At 37.6% G+C, this 16,919-nt stretch carries 14 protein-coding genes; 3 read left to right on the top strand and 11 right to left on the bottom strand.

The window, feature by feature from the left end:
• Positions 1-103: 103 nt before the first annotated feature.
• A complete protein-coding gene (locus ACNARN_RS14620; RefSeq protein ID WP_109370919.1) occupies positions 104-1,024 on the top strand; it encodes a DMT family transporter in 921 nt (306 codons plus the stop codon).
• 563 nt (positions 1,025-1,587) lie between these two features.
• Here ACNARN_RS14620 and fabB read toward each other — a convergent pair.
• Positions 1,588-2,799, bottom strand: a complete 1,212-nt coding sequence (gene fabB / locus ACNARN_RS14625; RefSeq protein WP_088495099.1) for a beta-ketoacyl-ACP synthase I — start codon at positions 2,797-2,799, stop codon at positions 1,588-1,590.
• Between the two features lie 205 nt (positions 2,800-3,004).
• On the opposite strand from fabB, the gene mnmC reads away from it, so the two are divergent.
• On the top strand, positions 3,005-5,053 hold the full coding sequence (gene mnmC, locus ACNARN_RS14630; protein WP_416304605.1) for a bifunctional tRNA (5-methylaminomethyl-2-thiouridine)(34)-methyltransferase MnmD/FAD-dependent 5-carboxymethylaminomethyl-2-thiouridine(34) oxidoreductase MnmC: 2,049 nt from the start codon (positions 3,005-3,007) through the stop codon (positions 5,051-5,053).
• Positions 5,054-5,260: 207 nt separating this feature from the next.
• Here the strand turns inward: mnmC and ACNARN_RS14635 are convergent, their stop codons facing one another.
• The 7 genes from ACNARN_RS14635 to prmB form a co-directional block, all read right to left on the bottom strand.
• Entirely contained in the window at positions 5,261-5,809 is a 549-nt protein-coding gene (locus ACNARN_RS14635; protein ID WP_198632658.1) for a GNAT family N-acetyltransferase, read from the bottom strand.
• Positions 5,810-5,918: 109 nt separating this feature from the next.
• Positions 5,919-6,815, bottom strand: coding sequence for a hypothetical protein (locus ACNARN_RS14640; protein WP_416304606.1), 897 nt, complete (start codon positions 6,813-6,815; stop codon positions 5,919-5,921).
• A gap of 328 nt (positions 6,816-7,143) precedes the next feature.
• Positions 7,144-7,416 (bottom strand): YfcL family protein, encoded by a 273-nt coding sequence (locus ACNARN_RS14645; RefSeq protein WP_109370924.1) that lies wholly within the window; start codon positions 7,414-7,416, stop codon positions 7,144-7,146.
• A gap of 154 nt (positions 7,417-7,570) precedes the next feature.
• Positions 7,571-8,125 carry an elongation factor P hydroxylase gene (locus ACNARN_RS14650; RefSeq protein ID WP_088495095.1) on the bottom strand — a complete coding sequence of 185 codons (555 nt, stop codon included), beginning with the start codon at positions 8,123-8,125 and terminating at the stop codon, positions 7,571-7,573.
• 17 nt (positions 8,126-8,142) lie between these two features.
• Complete coding sequence (locus ACNARN_RS14655; protein ID WP_198619753.1) at positions 8,143-8,943, bottom strand: sulfite exporter TauE/SafE family protein; 801 nt, start codon at positions 8,941-8,943, stop codon at positions 8,143-8,145.
• A gap of 168 nt (positions 8,944-9,111) precedes the next feature.
• Positions 9,112-10,197, bottom strand: a complete 1,086-nt coding sequence (aroC, locus tag ACNARN_RS14660) for a chorismate synthase (RefSeq protein WP_151435599.1) — start codon at positions 10,195-10,197, stop codon at positions 9,112-9,114.
• Positions 10,198-10,291: 94 nt separating this feature from the next.
• On the bottom strand, positions 10,292-11,161 hold the full coding sequence (prmB, locus tag ACNARN_RS14665) for a 50S ribosomal protein L3 N(5)-glutamine methyltransferase (protein ID WP_232797528.1): 870 nt from the start codon (positions 11,159-11,161) through the stop codon (positions 10,292-10,294).
• Positions 11,162-11,804: 643 nt separating this feature from the next.
• Between prmB and smrB the strand changes: the two genes are divergently transcribed.
• Positions 11,805-12,347, top strand: a complete 543-nt coding sequence (gene smrB, locus ACNARN_RS14670; protein ID WP_109370928.1) for an endonuclease SmrB — start codon at positions 11,805-11,807, stop codon at positions 12,345-12,347.
• Positions 12,348-12,435: 88 nt separating this feature from the next.
• Here smrB and sixA read toward each other — a convergent pair whose 3' ends face one another.
• The 3 genes from sixA to fadI form a co-directional block, all read right to left on the bottom strand.
• On the bottom strand, positions 12,436-12,909 hold the full coding sequence (gene sixA, locus ACNARN_RS14675) for a phosphohistidine phosphatase SixA (RefSeq protein ID WP_196533845.1): 474 nt from the start codon (positions 12,907-12,909) through the stop codon (positions 12,436-12,438).
• A 387-nt stretch (positions 12,910-13,296) separates the two neighbouring features.
• A complete protein-coding gene (fadJ, locus tag ACNARN_RS14680; RefSeq protein ID WP_198619750.1) occupies positions 13,297-15,453 on the bottom strand; it encodes a fatty acid oxidation complex subunit alpha FadJ in 2,157 nt (718 codons plus the stop codon).
• On the bottom strand, positions 15,453-16,757 hold the full coding sequence (gene fadI / locus ACNARN_RS14685; RefSeq protein WP_109370932.1) for an acetyl-CoA C-acyltransferase FadI: 1,305 nt from the start codon (positions 16,755-16,757) through the stop codon (positions 15,453-15,455). The genes fadJ and fadI overlap by 1 nt, the downstream gene beginning before the upstream one ends.
• Positions 16,758-16,919 lie beyond the last annotated feature (162 nt).

The raw sequence follows: 16,919 nt of genomic DNA on the forward strand, positions 1-16,919 counted from the left end.
TCATGTTGTCTTTATTGGCCTATCTGTTGTCTGGTTTTCATTATATATATCTAATCAGACAGACTTACAATAGCGACCTGGTTTAAAAATAGATGTGAGAACAATGAAAAACGCAATTTTTCCGCTTTTAGCGGTGTTAATCTGGTCCATTAATGCAGTTGTCAATAAAGCAGCCGCGTCTGTTATCGATCCTGCTGCAATCTCTTTTTATCGTTGGTTCCTCGCCTTTTTAATTATGACACCTTTTTTGGTCATGCCAGTTTGGCATCATCGTAAAACCGTCAAACAATATTGGTGGAAATTATTTATTCTTGGTGCATTAGGGATGGTGATGTACCAAAGTTTAGCTTATTATGCAGCACATTATGTTAGCGCAACATTTATGGGGATTCTGAACTCTCTCATCCCATTATTAACCGTTATTATTAGTATTTTTGTTTTACGTGTTGTACCTACGGTAGGTATTGTTTTAGGCACAGTGCTTTCAATTAGTGGCTTAGTTTGGCTAATTAGCCGTGGCGAACCCTCTCAATTGCTTTCTCAAGGTTTGGGTTATGGTGAGCTGATGATGTTTATTGCTTCGGCGTCATACGCCCTTTACGGTGTATTAACAAAACGATGGTCAATTGCACTACCTAACTGGCAATCACTTTATGTGCAAATTGGATTTGGTGTTCTGCTATTATTGCCAAACTTCTTTCTTGCCGAAAGTGTTGCGTTAACAAAAGATAATATTGGATTAGTTATTTTCGCAGGTATCGGAGCTTCTATTCTTGCACCTTATCTGTGGATTTTAGGTGTGATGAAATTAGGTGCAAATACGACCTCTATTTTTATGAACCTAATGCCATTATTTACTGCAATGATTGCTATCGCGCTTCTCGGTGAAGAAATGCATAGTTATCACTTAGTGGGTGGTGGTATTGTGTTACTAGGTGTTCTCTTAGTGCAACAACTTAGAACGCCGCTGAATTTCCGACGTCAGTCTGCTCAGAAAAAAGCAGATTGCCATCAGGAGATGTGAGTCAATGTCAAAAAGACAACAATAAAAAATGCCGGCTAAATTCTTAGCCGGTCACATTCATAATGTTAGGTTTAATAAATAAAACTGACACAAGAAATCAAAGTATAAAATATAAAGTAATACAAGTATCCGAGGCAAACATTACCAACTTTTATATTAAATAGCTCCTACTTATTTGTAATAAAATAACCCAGATCAATTTTTTTGCACTCTTTTTGTCTTATTCAACTTTTCCATTCACCTAACTCCATATAAAACAAAATATTTAATGATTTTGGATAGAATTAAATTAAACGATTGAAATAAAATGAAGCTAATTTATTTTTCTCAATATAAACAACATATTAACAAATTTTGTCTATTTTATTAGAATAATAAAATGAGTAACTATTAGGAAAGGTATTTTTAAACGTTATTTATATAATCTTTTTTTTATGATTTTTATTCGAAAAATATCTTTATTAGAATAATAAATTATTTTTCATAATAAATTTCAAATAAAAAAGCAGACTCCATTAAAATGAAGTCTGCTTTTTTTAATAAGTAAATATAAGTATATCTAACTATTTTTTATATTTACTCATGACTAATGAAGCATTTGTACCGCCAAAACCAAAGCTATTTGACATTACAGTCTCCAGCTTCTGTTCTGTTGGTTGAGTAATGATGTTCATCCCCATTGCTTTATCGTCTAATTCTTCGATATTAATGCTTGGTGCAATAAACCCATGCTCTAACATCAGTAAGCTATAAATTGCTTCATGCACACCAGCAGCACCTAACGAGTGACCAGTCATTGCTTTTGTTGCTGAAATAGCTGGAGTATGCGAACCAAACACTTCCGTGATAGCTTCAAGCTCTTTTAGATCACCAACTGGCGTTGAAGTACCGTGTGTATTGATATAATCAACTTTATCAATACCTTGCATCGCCATTTGCATACAACGCACAGCACCTTCACCTGAAGGAGCAACCATATCTGCACCGTCAGATGTTGCACCATAACCTACGACTTCACCATAGATGTGTGCACCACGCGCTAATGCGTGTTCTAATTCTTCAACAACCACAATACCGCCACCACCTGCGATAACAAAACCATCACGATTTTTATCGTAAGTACGAGAAGCTTTGGTTGGGGTTTCGTTATATTTAGTTGAAAGTGCACCCATTGCGTCAAATTCGCAGGTCATTTCCCAACTTAACTCTTCACCACCACCAGCAAATACAACATCTTGTTTGCCTAACTGGATAAGCTCAACAGCGTGGCCAATACAGTGTGCTGATGTTGAACAAGCAGAACTGATTGAATAGTTAACGCCTTTAATTTTGAAAGGTGTTGCTAAACAAGCTGAAACACCTGATGCCATTGCTCGAGTTACCATATAAGGACCTACGCCACGTAGGCCTTTAGCTCTCATGCCATCAGAACCTTGCACTTGGTTACGTGGAGAACCACCACCAGAGCCAACGACTAAGCCAGAACGAATATTAGAAACTTGGTCTTCTGTCAGACCTGAATCAGCTATCGCCTCTTGCATAGATAAATAGGCATAAACCGATGCGTCGCTCATAAAACGGCGGATTTTACGGTCAATAAGACCTTCAGTATCAAGCTTAACGTTGCCCCAAATGTGGCTACGAAGCCCCATCTCTTTAAATTCTTCTGAGAAAGTTATCCCGGAACGACCTTCCTTTAAAGAATCCAGCACTTCTTTCTGGTTATTACCAATGCTCGAAACAATACCCAGACCCGTGATCACTGCGCGCTTCATTCATACCTCTTTACAATAATAGTTGTAGCTGCGGGATTTCTGACTAGCACTTTAGCGTACAGTTGTACGCCGAACAAGTCCGATCAGGATCTTTTTTACAAAAATACAGATAACCTAATAAAACGCTTTCCCCTTTAAGGCTGGCACAAGCTACCTAACAGCGCTAAGATGTTGGATAATTTTTTCGAGAAATACAGGCAGTTCCGTGAATAATAGCCCGATAAATACTGCGTCTTTAAGTTGGAATGAACTTGGTACGCCTATCTCTGAACAATTTGGCGATATTTACTTTTCAAACCAAGACGGTCTAGAAGAAACTCGACATGTGTTCTTACATGGAAATCATTTTCCATCACGTTTTGGTACACATGTACGCTCTGAATGTGTTATCGCAGAAACAGGATTTGGTACTGGGCTTAACTTTTTAACACTATGGCAAGCTTTCGAGCAATTTAGACAAACGTCTCCTGACTCTCGTTTAAAACGCCTTCATTATGTAAGTTTCGAAAAATTCCCTCTGACTAAAAGTGATTTACGATCTGCACATCGCCATTGGCCTGAACTCGAAAAATATTCACAAGCGCTTTGTTCTCAATGGCCATTAGCCATTGCAGGTTGCCACCGCATTATTCTTGCTGATGGAACAATCACATTGGATTTATGGTTTGGTGATATCAACACCTTGTTACCCCAAACTCGCCAAGCGCTACATAACAAAGTGGATGCATGGTTCTTAGATGGTTTTGCTCCTTCTAAAAATCCACAAATGTGGAGTGAAACTCTCTTTCAATCGATGGCTGATTCAATGAGAGAAAACGGCACATTTGCAACATTTACCGCCGCAGGGATCGTCAAACGAGGTTTGCAAAATGTTGGTTTTGAGATAAATAAAATCAAAGGATTTGGTCAAAAAAGAGAGATGCTGACAGGTGTTTTTCCACATACTCCATGCCCTGAGTTTCTCCCTTACTATGCAAGACCAAGTGCAACCAAAGCACAGAATATTGCAATTATAGGTGGCGGTATTGCCAGCACATTTACGGCACTTTCGTGCCTAAGAAGAGGCGCCAATGTCACCTTATATTGTGAAGATAAACAACCTGCAACTAATGCCTCAGGCAATCGACAAGGTGTGTTATATCCTTTACTTAATGGCAAATCCGATGAACTAGAACAATTTTTCACAACCGCATTTCTATTTGCTCATCGCACTTATGACAATTTGAGTAAAGCAGGTATTCCTTTTTCACATCAATGGTCTGGTGTCGCACAGATTATTTATAACGAGAAAGTTCGTAAAAAAGCACAGAGAATTATGGATAATTCTATACCTTTTGCTCAAATAGCATGTTATCTCGATGAAAATGAAATCAATAAACTCAGCGGAATAGATGTTAATTGTGATGCATTGTTTTATCCACAAGCGGGATGGCTTTCACCGACTGAGCTCACGATCAATACATTAAAATACGCTGAACAATTAGGTTTAACGTTGCGATTTAATCATCAAGTCACTCAAATAAGTGCGCAGAAAGCATCTTGGTGCTTAGATATTGTTCATCACGATGGAGTGAGTGCGACACAATATCAATCACAATATGATTGCGTTATTTTGGCAAATGGACACCGAATCACAGACTTTACTCAAAGTGCAAAATTACCCATTAGCGCAGTTAGAGGTCAAGTTAGCCATATTCCAACAACAAAGACATTATCAAAACTAAAAACGGTACTTTGTTATGATGGCTATTTTACGCCTGTTGATCACCAAGATAATTTGCATTGTGTAGGAGCAAGCTTTCGCCGCGATCGATTAGATTTAGCTATTTCGACTCAAGAGCAAGAAAATAACCAAGCTCATCTTATACAGTGTTTAGCAAAAGCCCCTTGGGTTAAAGAAGTTGATTTTAGCCGAAATGAAGCGCGAATTGGGATTCGTTGCACTATTCGCGATCACCTACCGTTATTAGGTGAAGTACCTGATTTCGAAAAATTGCGCGTGGCATACACGCACTTAGATAGATTTAAGCGTAGAAGACAAACACCCGCTTTAGCTCCTGCTTATCATCAACTTTATATTATCAGTGCGTTGGGCTCTCGTGGATTATGTTCAGCGCCTTTATCAGCTGAAATTCTGGCAAGCCAAATTTTTGATGAACCTTTTCCGGTTGAAGATGATGTATTGAATGCCTTACACCCTAATCGTTTTTGGGTAAGAGCATTACTACGAGGAAAACCGATTGAAGTGAAATAGCCAAAGTGATAAGTAGTATTGAAGCACTTAATTGAAATGATTATTAATAATAAAAGAAAATATTTTAGCCAAATAACTCATATCATACCTCCAAACGCCATAAAAGTAGCTACAATGTAGCTACTTTTAATGGTGACTGCTCCCCGCCCGCATTAGCCGAGGGTTTACGGCGTTTTTCGCTAAAAAACGTTTCTTTGTATAAAAAAACTAAACCTCAAATTTCATTGCACAGCGCGTTTCTTTTACAAAACCCCCGCTTTCAACTTCATTATTTAAGATTTCTTGCAAAGAATGAGGAATTTCGCTTTCTGACAAAATAGAAAAACCTAAGCGTTGATAATACGGCGCATTCCAAGGAACATGGCGAAATGTCGTCAACGTAACGGCACTAAATTGATGTGCCTTTGCTTCATTTTTTACTTTTTGAATAAGTAATTTACCAATACCTCTATTTTGCCAAGCTTCACTCACTGACAACTCATGAATAAATAAACTTTCAGGTAATGGCATCGTCATAATAAAACCAACTGGTTCATTATCACTATTAACCGCAACCCAATGCCCTTTATGGTTAATAAAGGCTAAATGTTTTTCAACACTTTGTACGCCACTCTCACTTATCCAACTTAAATCTTCTAAAGTACTAAAAAGTTGCCCTGCTGATTGCTCGATAGCAGGCAATTTAATTGCATCATCAATTTGTGTGGGGCGAAGAGTAATATCGTTATTTTTTATTTCGTTTTGTGTTGTTGTCATCTCTTTTTCCAGCTCAGGTGTTTTTATACTTTTATGCTTAATTTATTAAAAAGCCATCCCGCAGGATGGCTTATGTTAAAGCTAAAATAATTTCTTATTTTTTAAATCGTTAATCTTTAGGTAATATGCCATAAGATTGAAATTTACCACTCTCTTCCATAAACTGATTATAATACTTGTTGTCTTCTACAGAGTCTTTCACGGCTCTATTAGCATACGCGCTAGAGACAGCGAGTGTCGCCTTATAAAGTTTATCTTTTAATGTGTTATGGATCTTCGGATCTTCACTTTCTTGAATTTGATTTAATAATGAAACTAGCTCTTCTGCTTCAGCTTGAATATCAGGATCAGTAAATTCTGCTGTCGGTAACATATAGTCTAAATCAAGATTAACAGAATCGTTATATTCATCTTCTTGAGTAAACGGAGCTAAATCTTTACTGTATTCCGCTGAAATATATTTAATAAATTCAGGTTTATCAAAGCATTTGTTTTTTATGCTACCGTCATTATTTTTATTGCGAGTGCGAATTTCATTAGGAAATGGCTCGCCTAAGGCATAAGTACACTGAAAAACATTACCATCAATTAATGTGGCATTAGTACTACGCACTGGAAGTTCAAATTCATAGCCATTAATAATAACTGGGTAATCGACAGGTTTAAATTGATCTGTTTTTCCCTTTACTGCATAAACTTCAGAAAGGGTGTAATACATAAAATTATCAGGATTTAATATGCCACCATTATTATGGTCATAAACCATAAATCGAGCATCATTACCGGCACTATCTTTTAAATTATGCTCACCAGGTGATAGTGTTATGTAGCCATTTTTACCCGGCTCTACCTGATATTCTTTACCATCGACGCTAAAACTAATGACTTTTTCACCTGGATTACTGTAATAAAACTTATTTTTTTTATTATCTAAATCAAGTTGATCACAAGCAGATAAAAATAAAACAGCGCTAGTCAGTAGTCCTATTTTAAAGAAATTTTTCATCGTATCGTTATCCTTATCATAAATATTCTATGCAAATCATTTGCATCCCGAGAAACATTCCTAAAAAACATTTAAAAGTAATTTTACAGAAATGGCAAGGAGTTACAAAAGATAGCACTATTATGCTTAATCAATGAGAGATACATCGACTTTGAAAAATCAAATAAAAACAATTGATAAATAGTAAGGATCAATTTTTGTATAAAAACCAATCTAATTCAACAGTAAATATCTTAAATATAACTTAGAGGCAGTGATCTTAATAAGATTTTAAGAAAGAAAAAAACAACCGATTTATGCCGGTTGTTCTCTTAGTAGACATGCCGAATTAATTAATTGAGTTAACTAAATCATGCCATGTAGACAAAACTAACGCTTGATCTGGAGGTGAAAGCTCGCCTGCTTTTATCGCCTTTTGAATGCTCTCTTCTACACGCGTTCTTAACGCTTCTAACTGTGTGTTATTTTCTTGCTCAAGTTCAGCAATAGCCAGTGTAATATGGCCTTGTAAATACCCGCCTGCAAATAACTCATCGTCAGAGGCATGTTCAACACGGCTATCAATTTTATCTAATAAGTACGCTTCATACTCAGAAAGCATTATTTATCCTCAATATATAATGTTGCTACTTTTTTATATTTACCTTGTATTAGCAAAGCATAAATACGTATGTTCTAGCAACCTTACTACTTCAGACTCCACCCTATTGGGTAAAACCTTCACAGTGGATAGGCGATAGTTATTCTCGCAATCCTTAATTAACTAAAGGATTTTCCTGATAAGGAAACATCTCTTCCGTTAGCTCTGGGGTATTGTAAAACAAATGTAACGCATTAATAAATAGCTGTGCTCGAGGTGGCGTGTTTTTATCTCGTAAATAAGCGAGTACTTGTTCTCTAACTTTATTTCTAAATTCATAGCGGTCAGGTTCAAAGTTACCTTCTAAATTGTCACAACTGACATTAAAAGGATAACCAGCAGCTTGGCAAAATAACCAATCCAATGCTTGAGGTTTGATTTCTACAACTTCAAACTGTCCTTGAGTGGTTTCATCTCGTCCATCTGGGCAATACCAGTAGCCATAATCAACTTGTTGACGACGAGCCTCTCCGGCGATACACCAATGTGATATTTCATGTAATGCACTGGCATAAAAACCATGAGCAAAAATAATTTGGTGATAAGGTGTCTCTTCATTTGCAGGCAAATAAATCGGCTCATCATCCCCTTTAACTAAACGGGTTTGGAAACTTTCGCTAAAACATTGATTAAAGATATCAATTAACTGTTGATAATGATGTGCTGACATTTAAAAACCATCTATTCCTAATTAAAAAGAGCAGAAAACCAAAGTGCAATAGTATCGCCATGATTGTCATGTATGAGTTTGATGCTCATCAAAAAGGAGATAATGACCAGCATAGGTCTTATTAATTTTTGCCCTTTTGTTAATACTAAACCTGCACCTAAGCGAGCACCAATAAACTGCCCACAAAGCATAACTAAACCAATAGTCCAAATAACCTGCCCACCAATAATAAAAAACAGTAAAGAGCCAAAGTTAGAGGTGAAGTTAAGTAACTTAGCATGAGCCGTCGCTTTTGAGAGATTATACCCAAGTAACATGACATAACCTAAAGCGAAAAAAGAGCCTGTTCCTGGTCCAAAAATACCATCATAAAAACCGACACCACCACCAAGCACTGCACCAAATGTATAGTAGCCAATACGTTGTTTACTGTCTTGAGCGCCTATTGATGGAGTAAGAAGAAAATAGAGACCAATAGCTATGGTAAGAATAGGAAGTGCTTGTTTAAGGATTTCTGGATTAATAAACTGTACCAACATGGCACCAGAAACCGCACCAATAAAAGTCATTAAAATTGCAAATCGCTGCGCTTTTAAATCAATAACTTTTCGACGTATAAAATAGAGCGTAGCCGAAAACGAGCCACCTACCGATTGCAGTTTATTCGTTGCGAGAGCCTGAACAGGCGGGATCCCAGCAGATAACAAAGCTGGAATAGTGATTAACCCACCACCACCAGCAATCGAATCAATAAAACCTGCGATTAAAGCAACAAAGAAGAGAAGAAGGTAGATGCCATCTGAAAAGAGCCAATCCATTTATCTATCCGAATTATTAGGAATGAAGGACGTGTTGCTGTGTTTATCTCATTTATTTAAAAAAGCTACAGCAACACGATCTGAGCATAATAAAATTAGGCGCTCACACCTTTAAAGCTAACATCAAACTTACAACAGTTTATCGACTACGTTATTGACGTAGAATGATTACCATTGCATTAATGGAGGTACAACGTCACCACATTGACCACGTTGGCGCAATGCATGATCGAGCAACACAATTGCCATCATTGCCTCTGCAATCGGAATAGCGCGTATTCCCACACAAGGATCATGACGACCTTTGGTTATCATATCGACTTCTTCGCCATCACGATTTATCGTTTTACCAGCAATAGTAATGCTAGATGTTGGTTTTAAAGCGATATGAGCAACAATTGGCTGACCACTGCTAATTCCACCTAAAATGCCACCTGCATGGTTGCTAGTGAAACCATTCTTAGTGATTTCATCTCTATTTTCAGTGCCTTTTAATGTCACAACACCGAAACCATCACCAATTTCAATTCCTTTAACAGCATTGATACTCATTAATGCGTGTGCTAAGTCTGCATCTAGTCTGTCAAAAACTGGCTCCCCAAATCCTGCTGGCACACCCTCTGCAACCACAGTCACTTTTGCACCAATCGAGTTACCTTCTTTTTTAAGCGCACGCATATATTCATCAAGTGCTTCTAAACGAGAAGGATCTGGGCAGAAAAACGGGTTAGTTTCAACGATAGACCAATCAACAAGATCACAAGTAATTGGGCCTAGTTGAGAAAGATAGCCTTTTACTTCAATACCCATTTTCTCTTTTAGGTATTTTTTTGCGATTGCACCAGCAGCAACACGCATTGCGGTTTCTCGTGCAGAAGAGCGCCCACCGCCACGATAATCACGCAAACCATATTTTTGCTCGTAGGTATAATCAGCATGACCAGGACGAAAAACATCTTTGATTTCACTGTAATCTTGAGAACGTTGATCAGTGTTTTCAATCAGTAAACCAATGCTTGTTCCTGTTGTAACACCATTAAATACACCTGATAAAATGCGCACTTGGTCGGGTTCACGGCGCTGAGTGGTATAACGTGATGTTCCGGGTCTACGTCTATCTAAATCAACTTGTAAGTCAGCTTCTGTTAAAGGCAATCCAGGAGGTACACCATCAACAATGCAACCTAATGCAATACCATGAGACTCACCAAAAGTCGTGACTCTGAATAATTGTCCGATACTGTTTCCTGCCATCCCTTTATTCCTATCTTTTACTGTGTGATGTTATCAATATGTTATTTGCAATAAGTAACAATCTACCGTCTCATTGCTGTTACATCAACGTTTATCATTGGATAAAACAGTGTGAGTGTTCAACAAGTTGTTCACGGGTCAACATGAAAACACCAAGTCCACCATTTTCAAACTCAAGCCATGTAAATGGAACTTCTGGGAATTGCTCAATAAGATGAACCATACTATTACCCACTTCACAGACTAAAATACCTTTTTCACTCAGATATTCAGGGGCTTTTAGTAGGATTTGTCTCGTAATATCTAGACCATCAATACCCGAAGCTAATGCTAATTCAGGTTCAACTTGGTATTCATCAGGTAAATCACCCATATCTTCGACGTCGACATACGGAGGATTTGTCACAATAATATCGTAAGGCGTTGGAACAATAGCGTTAAATAGATCTGATTGCATTGGATAAACACGATGCACTAAACCATGATTTTCAATGTTAAATTCAGCCACTTCCAGAGCATCTTCAGAAATATCAACCGCATCGACTTCAGCATCTTCAAACTCATGAGCACAAGCAATCGCAATACAGCCACTTCCAGTACATAAGTCGAGAATGCGTGTTGGCTCTTGCTGAATTAAACCATCAAAATGGTTATTGATTAATTCACCAATAGGAGAGCGAGGGATAAGCACACGTTCATCAACATAAAATTCGTGACCGCAGAACCAAGCGCTATGAGTTAAATAAGGGACTGGAATTTTTTGCTCAATTCGGCTTTCGATAAGCGTAATGATTTCCATCTTTTCAGAAGTTGTTAACTTGGTTGATAACAGTGCATCTGGAATATCTAAAGGAAGTGCAATGGTTGGTAATACAAGCTGTAATGCTTCATCCCACGCGTTATCTGTGCCATGACCATAATAAATATCAGATGAATTAAACTGACTCATAGCCCAACGTAACATATCTAGGATAGTGCTTAGATCAGCAACCGCTTCCTCTTTTAGTGTTATATCCAAAACTGTTGTCCTCTGAAGAAATAGAAAGTCTATAGTTTGCCATGAAGATGGCGATAAATCAGCGGGAAACCATAAAAAAACATCACTACATTATTATTCTCTTTACCATAACCACACACTTACTATGGTTTTAAACTTCAATCAGCTAATTAAAAGCAAAATTTACGATCTACCCATAAATAAAAATTAGTGTTTTATACTTTTAATTTAACTTTTATTAGCAAGTTAATGAAATTGAACCATACTTAAAACATGAAAGAATTAACTGTGTACTAAATGCGCCTATAGATTTTTTTCATTCGATATACAGTCATTTTAAAGCAAATAGCTAATTTTAAAGACTATTTTTGATATCAATTTATCGTTTTTTATCGCAACCTGAAGATATAACAACGTTTTATGTTCCACAGATATCATGAGTAGAGCAACTTGTTAACCAGCCTATATTTGCTAACTATGTGACTATTTCGGCAGGGTAAATTCCCTGCCTTTTTTTATGCTAAATTTATAGTCTATATTTTTTATCTCTAACACTATTTCATGTACTATTGCCTGATAAAGACAGTAACACTATGAAGAATCGTAAAAAATGAATAAAAAATTTTCATTGCCGCCTTCTGAAATTGAGTTATTTCAGGAGATGATAAAAGGCACTAAGAAATTAGCTCAAGATAAAATACTTCATTCACCAAAACGTAAAAAAGTGACACACTACGCTGTTGAACGTTTACAACAAGAGCAAGTTGACGCCTCTTATTATTTTTCAGATGAATTTCAACCTAACTTAGCCACAGAAGGCCCCATGCGCTATTTAAGAGAAGGCGCTAATGCTTATGAATTAAAAAAACTACGTCGTGGTGATTATGTACCTGAGTTTTTTCTAGATTTGCATGGATTAACACAACTAATTGCAAAACAAGAGATTGGCGCATTAATTGCGGCATGTAGACGAGAGCATGTTTATTGTGCCTGTATTATGCATGGTCATGGCAAACATATTTTAAAACAACAAACGCCACTTTGGTTAGCACAACACCCTGATGTTATCGCTTTTCATCAAGCCCCAAAAGAATGGGGAGGCGATGCTGCATTATTAGTCTTAGTGGAAAACGACGATATCGCTCGCCGCTAAACCCAAAAAATTCTATCGCATTAACCCTTAAATCACCTATCAGGTGAAATAAGGTGTTAATTACTTACTTAGATAATTGATTTAAATTTCATTTCAATGTTGAGGGTGACACTTGCCATAGCAACTCCCCTGCTCCTTTTGATAAGTCAAAATCAACACAAGCAATGGTTGATGTTGAAAACATAGGAGCACACACAGCTGGGCAGAGTTCAGCGACAACATAGCCAACTAAAGGTAAGTGAGAAATAACAAGAATATTTTTATATCCTGTATCTCCCAAGGCACGTAAGTAATGTGCAACATGTGAAGGATTACCACCGGGGATAAGCCCATCATCTATTTCTATTTTACTAGGTAGCGCTAAATCTGCTTTTACGGCATCCAATGTCTGTTGAGCACGTAAATAAGGACTAACTAAAACATAATCGATTGTATGTCCCTGCGTTGTCATCCATTCAGCCATTTTTATTGATTCACTTTTCCCACGTTCAGTCAGTGGTCTTAGTGCATCGCTAGCAGCATCAAGAGCCGCTTCTCCGTGGCGCATAATAAAAATTTGCATAGTAAATTATTAAACCTATTTTATTTTTGTAATTACTGGTATTTACACTTGTAAGATACTTAATTTAATTCATTTTAAATCAATATGTTCCCATATAAAATCGTCAATACCCTAATTGCAATAGCATTATTAATCTTTTTAAGGTCATGCCCTTGGTTTACAAATTAACATCATTTTCAGAATTTTATTTTAAAAAGCTTTGTTTTTAAATTTATTTTCAAATAACTATTTTGCCATATCTGGCTATAATTAACACTTTCGACCTCTTTTTCCATTAAAAATTCACCAATTATTAATCTGACGCAAAGAGTACAAGAAAAAAGGCGCCTAAGCGCCTCAATCAAAACAAATGTCACAAAAGGAAAAAGCAATGGTAAAGAGATGATATTAATCGTAAAAACGTTCATTTCGTTTAGCCATTTCCACTAAACGCTCACAAGGGCGATATTTTTCTCCATATTTATCGGCAAGTTGGTTAAGTTTTTCTTCCACCTTTGTTGTTCCCATACTGTCCATATAACGGAATGGGCCACCAAAAAAAGGAGGAAAACCGATACCAAATACAGCACCAATATCACCATCTCGTGGTTGCTTTATAATATTCTCATCTAAACAACGAACCGCTTCATTTAACATTAATAATAAACAGCGTTCCGTAATTTCAGAGGAAGACAATTGGTTTTTAGGCTTAATTTGTAATAGTCGATATATGGCTGGATCAGGTTGTTTTTTATTTTTACTGAATGAGAAAGGTAATGCATGTTTTGCATAAAGATAAAAACCTCGTCCATTTTTACGACCTTTTCTATCATCAGCAATAATGGCATCCACAGCAGGAGGAGAGGCAAATCTTTCACCAAATGCATTCACTAATATTGGTGTTATTTTTGTGCCAATATCAATACCCACTTCATCCAATAACTGAATAGGTCCTACAGGGAAACCGAACTGGACAAGTGCTTTATCAATATTCTCAATAGGCTCCCCCTGTACTAAGCATGTCAATGCTTCGCTGATATAAGGAGCAAGGATACGGTTGACGTAGAATCCAGGTTTATCACCAACAACTATTGCAACTTTGCCCTGTTTTTTAGCAAAAGCTACCGTTGTAGCAATCGTTTTTTCATCCGTATTTTCATGTGGAATAACTTCAACCAAAGGCATTTTTTCTACTGGACTAAAATAGTGAAGCCCGATCACTTTTTCTGGGTATTTTGCTGTTTCTGCAATTTTATGAATAGGAAGCGAAGAGGTATTTGAAGCAAAAATAATTTTACCTTTCCCCACGCCTTCAATATCTGCGACCATCTTCTGTTTTAAAGCAAGATCTTCAAAAACAGCTTCAACAATAATATTTGATTGATGGAAACCGCTGTAATCCAAGGAGCCCGAGAGCAGCCCCATTTGGCGCTGACGTTCACGTGCAGATAATCTTTTTTTACTCACTTTGGCTGAAAGCGCTTTCCAACTATAATTAAGTGCCTGAGCAATTCCCTTATCACTGATATCTTTAATTCTTGCTGGTAAATTACCTTTTGTCGCCGTGACAAAGGCAATACCACCCCCCATTAATCCACCACCTAAAATACCGATATGATGCAAATTATCTGGTTTTTCGGATGATCCTGTCTCATTCTTAAGTGCCGTAGAAGCAAAAAAGAGATGTCTTAATGCAGATGAAACTGGCGTCATAGCAAGTTCACCAAACGCATTTGCCTCTTCTTTAAACCCTGCTTGAATATCTTTTTCAAGACCACGTTCTATAACATGAAGAATACGCTCTGCTGCTGGATAGTGGCCTTTTGTCTTTGCCAATGTACGTTTTTTCGCTTGCCCAAAAAGAATATTTCTACCTAACGTTGTATTGGCCCAAAAACGATCCATCACTGAATGTTTTTTCTGTTCTTTTTTACCCAATAAAATCCATTTAGCAGCAACTTCTAATAGAATATCTTGTGAGACAACATCATTTACAAGACCTAATTTTAAGGCTCTCTTCGCATTAACTTGTCTCCCCGTTAAGATCATATCTAACGCAGATGTCACACCAATAAGACGTGGTAAGCGTTGAGTACCACCGGAGCCAGGCAGCAATCCAAGTTGCACTTCAGGAAGCCCTAAACGCGTTTTGCTATTATCAGAACAAATTCTCCCATGACAGGCTAAGGCCAATTCAAGCCCTCCGCCAAGGCATGCGCCATTAATAGCGGCCACAACTGGCAATGGGTAGTTTTCAAGTTGAGTAAAAAGATCCTGTCCTGCTTTTGCTAATGCACTCGCCTCTTCTTTAGTTTTACAACCCGCAATCATGGAGATATCCGCACCCGCAATAAAACTGTCTGTTTTACCTGAGGTGATAATTAATCCTTTTACACCAGAATGTTGCTGAGCTTGCCTTAAAACATCTTGAAATTGCTGCACAAACTCTGCTTTTAGCGTGTTTACTTTTTCACCAACAACATCGATGCTGATAACACCCACTTTGTCATTACGAACTGAGAACTGAAAAACAGATGATTTTTCTAGTGTTGTTTGTTGTTCCATTATTCCACCTCCAAAATCATCGCTGCACCCAATCCACCCGCAGCACAAGCAGTGGTTAACCCAAAACCTCCACCTCGACGTTTAAGCTCATGTAGTGTCTGTGTGACCATTCTTGCGCCAGTCGCAGCAAAGGGATGTCCATAAGCAATAGAACCGCCTAGTACATTAAATTTATCCATATCCACTTCTCCAATCGCCTTGGATAATCCTAGTTGCTCTTTAGCAAATCGTTCACTGGCAAACAGCGTCAAATTACTGAGTGTTTGTGCGGCAAAAGCTTCATGCATATCAATTAACGTTAGATCACTCAATGCAAGACCTGCGCGAGAAAGCGCAAGTGGTGTGGCATATGATGGCCCCAATAGCATATCTTTCCAGACATCTGTCGCTGTAAAAGCATAACTGCGTAAATAACCTAAAGGTTGATAACCAAGACTTTTAGCAACAGATTCTTTCATCATTAATACCGCGGCTGCGCCATCCGTTAATGGCGTACTGTTTGCGGCGGTGACACTACCATGTCGACGATCAAATGCCGGTTTTAGTTTGGCGTAAGAATCAAGAACAGAGTTTTTACGGATATTATTATCTTGATGGAAACCTTCTTTGTAAGGCGGAAAAAAAGCGGTCATCACTTCATCATTTAGTTTTCCCATCTCCCATGCTTTAGTTGCTAATTGATGGGAACGATGTGCTAATTCATCTTGAGCAACTCTAGAAATATGATAAGTCTTTGCCATTTGCTCTGCGGTGTCTCCCATGCGTAATCCTGTTGAATACTCAGCAACGGCAGGCGCTACAGGGAGCAAATCTCGAAATCGTAATTGGCTTAAATAACTTAATCGTTGACCTAATGATTTAGCCTTATTAAGACTTAATAAAACATCTGCAAGCTTTTTACTAACACCAATAGGCAAAACTGAAGACGAATCTGCGCCACCAGCAATACCAACAGAGACATGTCCTGCCATCATACTTTCAGCAACATTAGCAATCGCCTGAAAGCTTGTTGCACATGCTCTTGTTACACTATAAGCATCAGTTTTTACACTTAATCCTGCACCGAGCACTATTTCTCTAGCAATATTAGGTGCTTCTGGCATTTGAACCACTTGTCCGAAAACAAGTTGATCAATAATTTCGGGAGGAATTTCATTGCGAGTCACTAATTCTTGAACCACTGAACGCCCTAATTCAACCGCAGGTATTCCTCGATACGCAGTCGCTTGTTTAGCAAAAGGTAAACGTAGCCCGCTGACAATGGCGATGCGATCTTTCATAGCACTGTTCGTTGATGACTTCATAACGGCTCCTGACAAAATGATTTCCTAACACCAAAGAGGTCTGACCTGATAATAGTGTTAACAAAAATTTCACTTTTCAGAAACGTCATTTTACGAGAAGTGGGAGTTAGCGCTCAATATTTCGATGAAATGTCTGAAACTTAACAATAATGATAGAAAAGA

The organism is Proteus sp. TSJ240517 (assembly GCF_047921575.1).
GTDB lineage: Bacteria > Pseudomonadota > Gammaproteobacteria > Enterobacterales > Enterobacteriaceae > Proteus.

What these genes read in the sequence shown, in the direction of transcription:
- ACNARN_RS14645 (WP_109370924.1), bottom strand. Translation starts at nt 7,416, where the DNA reads ATGCTTTCTGAGTATGAAGCGTACTTATTAGATAAAATTGATAGCCGT.
- ACNARN_RS14620 (WP_109370919.1), top strand. Translation starts at nt 104, where the DNA reads ATGAAAAACGCAATTTTTCCGCTTTTAGCGGTGTTAATCTGGTCCATT.
- ACNARN_RS14635 (WP_198632658.1), bottom strand. Translation starts at nt 5,809, where the DNA reads ATGACAACAACACAAAACGAAATAAAAAATAACGATATTACTCTTCGC.
- sixA (WP_196533845.1), bottom strand. Translation starts at nt 12,909, where the DNA reads ATGCAAATTTTTATTATGCGCCACGGAGAAGCGGCTCTTGATGCTGCT.
- fadI (WP_109370932.1), bottom strand. Translation starts at nt 16,757, where the DNA reads ATGAAGTCATCAACGAACAGTGCTATGAAAGATCGCATCGCCATTGTC.
- aroC (WP_151435599.1), bottom strand. Translation starts at nt 10,197, where the DNA reads ATGGCAGGAAACAGTATCGGACAATTATTCAGAGTCACGACTTTTGGT.
- ACNARN_RS14640 (WP_416304606.1), bottom strand. Translation starts at nt 6,815, where the DNA reads ATGAAAAATTTCTTTAAAATAGGACTACTGACTAGCGCTGTTTTATTT.
- prmB (WP_232797528.1), bottom strand. Translation starts at nt 11,161, where the DNA reads ATGTTACGTTGGGCTATGAGTCAGTTTAATTCATCTGATATTTATTAT.
- ACNARN_RS14655 (WP_198619753.1), bottom strand. Translation starts at nt 8,943, where the DNA reads ATGGATTGGCTCTTTTCAGATGGCATCTACCTTCTTCTCTTCTTTGTT.
- fabB (WP_088495099.1), bottom strand. Translation starts at nt 2,799, where the DNA reads ATGAAGCGCGCAGTGATCACGGGTCTGGGTATTGTTTCGAGCATTGGT.
- ACNARN_RS14650 (WP_088495095.1), bottom strand. Translation starts at nt 8,125, where the DNA reads ATGTCAGCACATCATTATCAACAGTTAATTGATATCTTTAATCAATGT.
- smrB (WP_109370928.1), top strand. Translation starts at nt 11,805, where the DNA reads ATGAATAAAAAATTTTCATTGCCGCCTTCTGAAATTGAGTTATTTCAG.
- fadJ (WP_198619750.1), bottom strand. Translation starts at nt 15,453, where the DNA reads ATGGAACAACAAACAACACTAGAAAAATCATCTGTTTTTCAGTTCTCA.